Raw genomic sequence first — 6,039 nt, 5'->3', positions numbered from 1 at the left:
AGCGGAATGTTGACCTCGCTGTGCAACGTGACATCCGCCAGATCCGTATCGGTAAACTTATCGCTGTTGAACAGCCCTTCCAGGCCGCCCGCCAGCCCTTCGCCGAGACGGGAGTTGCGGGTATGTTCATACTGCGCCCAGGTGGAAGAGGTCACGCCGTTATTCCAGCCGCCGTTCCAGGTCAGGGCGTAGTTCTGGCGGTAAAGACGGTTGGTCTCTTTACCGTAGAATTTCTTCACGTAGCCGTTGGTCTTGTTGTCGTTGTTGGTATTCTGCGTGTCTCCGGCGTAGAGGTTGTTCTGGCGGCTGTAGCCCGCTTCAAACTCCAGCGACTGCATCGGCGCGAAGTCCCAGCGCACCATGCCGTTAATATCGCGGTCTTCCACCCCTTCGCGGCCCGCAGGCAGCGTATCGGCGTAGTTGCCCGCGCGGTCAGACTGATGACCTTCGTTAATATTCCACGCGTCCGCCTGGGTTTTATCAAGGCTGCCGTACAGGCGGAAGCTGAAATCGCCGCCCAGCGGGCCGTTCAGGCTAAAGTCGGTGCGTTTGGTAGAGCCTTCGTCTTTGTGCTCCGGCGCGTTCAGGTAGGTGTTCCAGGCGCCATGCCACTCGCCCGAGCCTTTTTTGGTGATGATATTTACCACGCCGCCCGCCGCGCCGTTGCCGTAGCGGGCCGCCGCCGGGCCACGAAGCACTTCGATACGTTCAATCATCTCCGGCGGCACCCAGTTGGTGTCGCCTCGGGTGTCGCGCTCGCCGCGCCAGCCCAGACGCACCGAGTTACGGCTGGAGACGGGCTTGCCGTCAATCAGGATCAGGGTGTTTTCCGGCCCCATACCGCGAATATCGATCTGGCGATTATTGCCGCGCTGGCCGCTGGTGGAGTTGCCGGTCAGGTTGACGCCGGGCATGGTGCGGATGATTTCCGACACGTCCCGGGCGGGGGGATTTTTACGGATTTCATCGGCGGTGATGGTGGAAACGCCCGGCGCCTGCAAATTCTGCTCGGCGGCGGTAACGACGATGGTGTCTTCGTTGCTGGTGGTCTCAGCCGCCTGTGAAGGCAATGCAACCCCGTAAATCCCCAGATTGACCAGTACGGCCAGCGAATGGATTTTGTAATTCATTGTTGTTACCTGCTTTTCTTCGCCGCGTTCCCGCTGAGTCCTTTCCCAATGGGTAAGGAAGACGGCATGATGTCGCCGCGCAGCTGCGAAGGGGCTCTTCCTGAGAAAATCCACAGCAGACGGCATTTTTAGAATGAAAGACGCGCTTGCAGGGCGCGGCAATACGCTATTGCAAATGCAAATAGTTATCAATAATATTATCAATAAATTTTTATCTGCAAGCAAAAATTTCCACAGAGAAGATGAGGTTACGGCGTTGACGTTAGCAGCGGGAAGCGAGGCCTGGTGGGGGCAAAAACAGGGCCCCGAGTGGAAGCAAAACGCGGCGGGGGCGTATGAGGTCACCTTCTGGTGGCGCGACCCGGCGGGAACGGAAACCACCTCCGGCATTAAGCGTGTCTGGATTTATATCACCGGCGTGACCGATCACCACCAGCAGGCGACGCCGCAAACCCTGCAACGGCTGCCGGGCACCGATGTCTGGCGCTGGCAGACCGTATTGCCGGCAGGCTGGCGTGGCAGCTACTGTTTTATTCCTTCTGCGCGTGATAATGACTTTCCGCCGCTGGCGCTGTCACAAACGCCCCCCGACCGCGCCGCTCTGCGCGAGGGGTGGCGCAAACTGCTGCCGCGCGCCGTTGCCGACCCGCTGAACGCGCACAGCTGGCGCGGGGGGCGTGGTCATCCCGTGTCGGCGCTGGCGATGCCGGACGCGCCGCCGCAGCCAGGCTGGGACGCGCCGCCTGTTGCCTTTACCCCTCCTGTCTGCATTGAGTGGCAGAGCGCCCGGCTGGCAAACCGCCGCCGCGTCTGGATCTATACCACCGGCGAGGGGCAGGAAAGCGAACGCCCGCTGGCGATTCTGCTGGACGGCCAGTTCTGGGCGCAAAGTATGCCTGTCTGGCCCGCGCTGGCGTCGCTCACCCAGCGTGGCGAGCTGCCGCCCGCCGTCTATGTCCTGATTGACGCCATCGATACCGCTCACCGTAGCCAGGAGCTGCCCTGTAATGACGATTTCTGGCTGGCGGTAATGGCGGAGTTGCTGCCGCAGGTGCGGGCCGTTGCGCCGTTCAGCGACAGCCCGCAGCGCACCGTGGTGGCCGGGCAGAGCTTTGGCGGTCTGTCTTCCCTGTATGCCGCCCTGCGCTGGCCTGCGCGCTTTGGCTGCGTACTCAGCCAGTCCGGCTCCTACTGGTGGCCGCACCGTGGCGGGCAGCAGGCGGGGCGTTTAATTGAACAACTTCGTGCAGGCACGCTTTTCGCGCAGGGACTGCGCATCGTGCTGGAGGCTGGAAGGCGCGAACCTGTCATCATGCGGGCCAACCTGGCCCTGCTGGAACAACTCCAACAGACCGGGCAGAGCGTATTCTGGCGTCAGGTTGACGGCGGCCACGATGCGCTCTGCTGGCGCGGCGGGCTGACCGCAGGGTTAATCACCCTCTGGCAACCCCTGCTGCACCCTGCCCGGTAAGCGTTTTATCACAGGAGCCCGTCATGGAATTCAGTAACCCTTTCGATAATCCGCAAGGGCAGTTTTATATTCTGCAAAATAGCCGCCAGCAGTTCAGCCTGTGGCCGCAGGCGTGCGCCCTGCCGCAGGGCTGGCGCGTCATCTGCGAGCCCCAGCCGCAGGAGGCCTGTCACGCCTGGCTTGCCGACCACTGGCAGGCGCTCACCCCGGCGCACCATGCGCAATAAGGAGATACCGATGACCACACGTTTACCACTGGTGGCCGCGCAGCCGGGGATCTGGATGGCGGAAGCCCTCTCAACGCTGCCCAACGCCTGGAGCGTCGCGCACTATGTTGAACTGCGCGGCGAGGTAGACGCGCCGCTGCTGGCGCAGGCGGTTGTTGCGGGGATGAGCCAGGCCGACACCTTACGGATGCGCTTCTGGCAGGAAGAGGGGGAGTCTGGCAGCAGCCGGATGAGACGCTTACCTTCCCGCTGCCGCAGATTGTCGACCTGCGTGGTCGCGCTGACGCCCACGCGCTGGCGCTGTCGCTGATGCAGGCGGATCTGGATCAAAACCTGCGGGTGGAGAGCGGCGCGCCGCTGTTCTGCCATCAGCTTATCCGGCTGGCTGACAACCACTGGTACTGGTATCAGCGCTATCACCATTTGCTGGTGGATGGCTTCAGTTTCCCGGCCATTACCCGCCAGATAGCCGCCATTTACCGCGCTATGCGCCGGGGTATGCCGCTGCCCGCCAACCCGTTCACGCCGTTTGCAGAGGTGGTGGAGGAGTACCAGCGCTACGCGCAAAGCGAGGCGCGGGGGCGCGACAAAACCTTCTGGGAGCAACAGCGGCTTGCGCTGCCGGCTCCGGCATCGCTCTCTTCCGCCCCTTTACCGGGACGGGCGGCCAGTAGCGATATTCTGCGTCTTCACCTGGCGCTGGATAAGCAGGCGTTTCGTCGCCTGACGCAGGCGGCCAGCGGCTGCCAGCCCGCCGATATCGCACTGGCGCTGGTGGCGCTGTGGCTGGGCAGGCTGAGCGGTCGCCTCTCTTACGCCGCCGGGTTTATTTTTATGCGGCGGATGGGCTCGGCGGCGCTTACCGCCACGGGGCCGGTGCTTAACGTACTGCCGCTTGGGGTGCAGATCGATCCGGCGCAAACGCTGGCGGAACTTGCCGCTGAGCTTGCCGGGCAGCTAAAAAAATGCGCCGCCACCAGCGTTACGACGCCGAGCAGATCCTGCGCGATGCCGGGCGCGCCGCCGGGGATGAGCCGCTTTTTGGCCCGGTCTTTAACGTGAAGATGTTCGACTATCAGCTGGATGTTGACGGCGTAGCCGGGCAGACGCACACCCTGGCGACCGGGCCGGTTAACGACCTCGAACTGGCCCTCTTCCCGGATGAAGAGGGTGGGCTGACGCTGGAGGTGCTGGCTAACCGCAGCCGCTATAACGAAGCGGAACTCAGCCGCCACGTCGCGCGTCTGCACAGTCTGCTTGCGCAGTTTGCGGAAAACCCGGCCCTGCGCTGTGGCGAAGCGCAGTTGCTGAGCGCGGCGGAGGCCGCGAAGATTGCTGAGGTCAACGCCACCGGCGTGATGTTGCCTGCTGCCACCTTAAGCGAACTGGTGGCGCGGCAGGCGGCAAAAACCCCGGACGCCCCCGCGCTGGCAGACGAACGCTGGCAGTTTAGCTACCGCGAAATGCGCGAGCAGGTGGTGGCGCTGGCGACGCTGTTACGCGAGCGCGGCGTGCGGCCTGGCGACAGCGTGGCGGTGGCGTTGCCGCGTTCTGTTTTTCTCACCCTGGCGCTGCACGCTATCGTTGAGGCTGGGGCCGCCTGGCTTCCGCTGGATACCGGCTACCCGGATGAGCGCCTGCGCATGATGCTGGAAGACGCGCAGCCGCGCCTGCTGATAACCGCCGCCGATCGGCAGGCCCGCTTTGAGCTACCAGACCTGGCTCACCTTTATTACGACGCGCCGCTGGAGGCGGCTGGCGACACCGGGCTTGCGCTCTCCCGCCCGGAACATACCGCCTATATTATTTTCACCTCCGGCTCTACCGGGCGGCCAAAAGGGGTGATGGTGGGGCAGAGCGCCATCGTTAACCGCCTGCTGTGGATGCAGCACCACTACCCGCTCACGGCCAGCGATGTGGTGGCGCAGAAGACCCCGTGCAGTTTCGACGTCTCCGTCTGGGAGTTCTGGTGGCCCTTTATTGCCGGTGCGCGGCTGGTGATGGCCGAGCCGGAGGCCCACCGCGACCCGCTGGCGCTGCAGCGATTTTTTGCCCGCTTCGGCGTGACCACCACCCATTTTGTGCCGTCGATGCTGGCGGCGTTTGTTGCTTCTCTGACGCCGGAAAGCGCCCGTGAAACCTGCCGCAGCCTGAACAAGGTCTTTTGCAGCGGCGAAGCGCTGCCGACTGAGCTGTGCCGGGAGTGGGAACGGCTAACCGGCGTGGCGCTGCATAATCTTTACGGGCCAACGGAAGCGGCGGTGGATGTCAGCTGGTATCCCGCCAGCGGCGAAGCGCTGGCTGCGGTCACCGGCAGCAGCGTGCCGATTGGTTTTCCGGTATGGAACACCGGCCTGCGTATTCTGGACGCCATGATGCAGCCGGTGCCGCCGGGCGTGGCAGGGGATCTCTATCTCACGGGGGTACAGCTTGCGCAGGGCTATCTGGGACGGTCTGACCTGACCGCCAGTCGCTTTATCGCCGATCCGTTTGCCCCCGGCGAGCGGATGTATCGCACCGGGGACGTCGCCCGCTGGCTGGAAAACGGCGCGGTGGAGTACCTCGGGCGCAGCGACGATCAGCTTAAAATTCGCGGCCAGCGTATTGAACTGGGAGAGATAGACCAGGCGCTGCTCTCGCTGCCGGATGTGGCGCAGGGGGTGACCCACGCCTGCGTGCTGAACCAGGCGGCGACGGGCGGCGGCGATGCGCGCCAGCTGGTGGGCTACGTGGTCTCCGCTTCCGGCCTGCCGCTGGACGTGGTCGAACTGCGCGAACGCCTCGCCGGGCGGCTGCCGCCGCATATGGTGCCCGTCATGCTGTTGCAGTTGCAGGCGTTGCCGCTGAGCGCCAACGGCAAACTGGACCGTAAGGCGCTCCCGTTGCCGACCCCCGCGCAGGCGTCGAGCGGGCGTGCGCCGCTCCCCGGTGCCGAGCGCGACATCGCGCAGGCTTTTTCCGCGTTGCTGAACTGCGAAGTGGCGGATGCGCAGGCGGATTTCTTCGCCCTTGGCGGCCACTCGCTGCTGGCGATGCGGCTGGCGGCGAAGCTTTCGAAAGCATTTCGCCGCGAGGTGACGCCCGGGCAGATTATGGTCGCGTCGACCCCGGAGAAACTGGCCGCCCTGCTGACCCGCCACGAGGTCGACGCCCGGCTGGGGCTGGAGACGCTGCTCCCCCTGCGCCAGAGCGGCGGGCCGACGCTGTTCCG

General features: G+C 64.3%; 3 protein-coding genes and 1 pseudogene. 3 read left to right on the top strand and 1 reads right to left on the bottom strand.

Annotated elements, in window-relative coordinates; genetic code table 11:
- On the bottom strand, window positions 1-1,130 hold a 1,130-nt coding region (locus ENTHG_RS10210; protein WP_044178744.1), incomplete at its 3' end, for a FepA family TonB-dependent siderophore receptor.
- A gap of 133 nt (window positions 1,131-1,263) precedes the next feature.
- On the opposite strand from ENTHG_RS10210, the gene fes reads away from it, so the two are divergent.
- The 3 genes and pseudogenes from fes to ENTHG_RS10195 form a co-directional block, all read left to right on the top strand.
- Window positions 1,264-2,601 carry an enterochelin esterase gene (fes, locus tag ENTHG_RS10205; protein WP_275404584.1) on the top strand — a complete coding sequence of 446 codons (1,338 nt, stop codon included), beginning with the start codon at window positions 1,264-1,266 and terminating at the stop codon, window positions 2,599-2,601.
- Window positions 2,602-2,624: 23 nt separating this feature from the next.
- On the top strand, window positions 2,625-2,828 hold the full coding sequence (locus ENTHG_RS10200) for an MbtH family protein (RefSeq protein ID WP_044178742.1): 204 nt from the start codon (window positions 2,625-2,627) through the stop codon (window positions 2,826-2,828).
- 10 nt (window positions 2,829-2,838) lie between these two features.
- A pseudogene (locus ENTHG_RS10195) lies at window positions 2,839-6,039 on the top strand (enterobactin synthase subunit F); the annotation flags it as partial.

The sequence above is a fragment of the Phytobacter massiliensis JC163 genome, from assembly GCF_000321045.1.
Lineage (GTDB): Bacteria > Pseudomonadota > Gammaproteobacteria > Enterobacterales > Enterobacteriaceae > Phytobacter_A > Phytobacter_A massiliensis.
Note: the sequence above shows the minus strand (reverse complement) of the source record. Positions and strands in the feature narration are given on the sequence as shown.

What these genes read in the sequence shown, in the direction of transcription:
- fes (WP_275404584.1), top strand. Translation starts at nt 1,264, where the DNA reads ATGAAAGACGCGCTTGCAGGGCGCGGCAATACGCTATTGCAAATGCAA.
- ENTHG_RS10200 (WP_044178742.1), top strand. Translation starts at nt 2,625, where the DNA reads ATGGAATTCAGTAACCCTTTCGATAATCCGCAAGGGCAGTTTTATATT.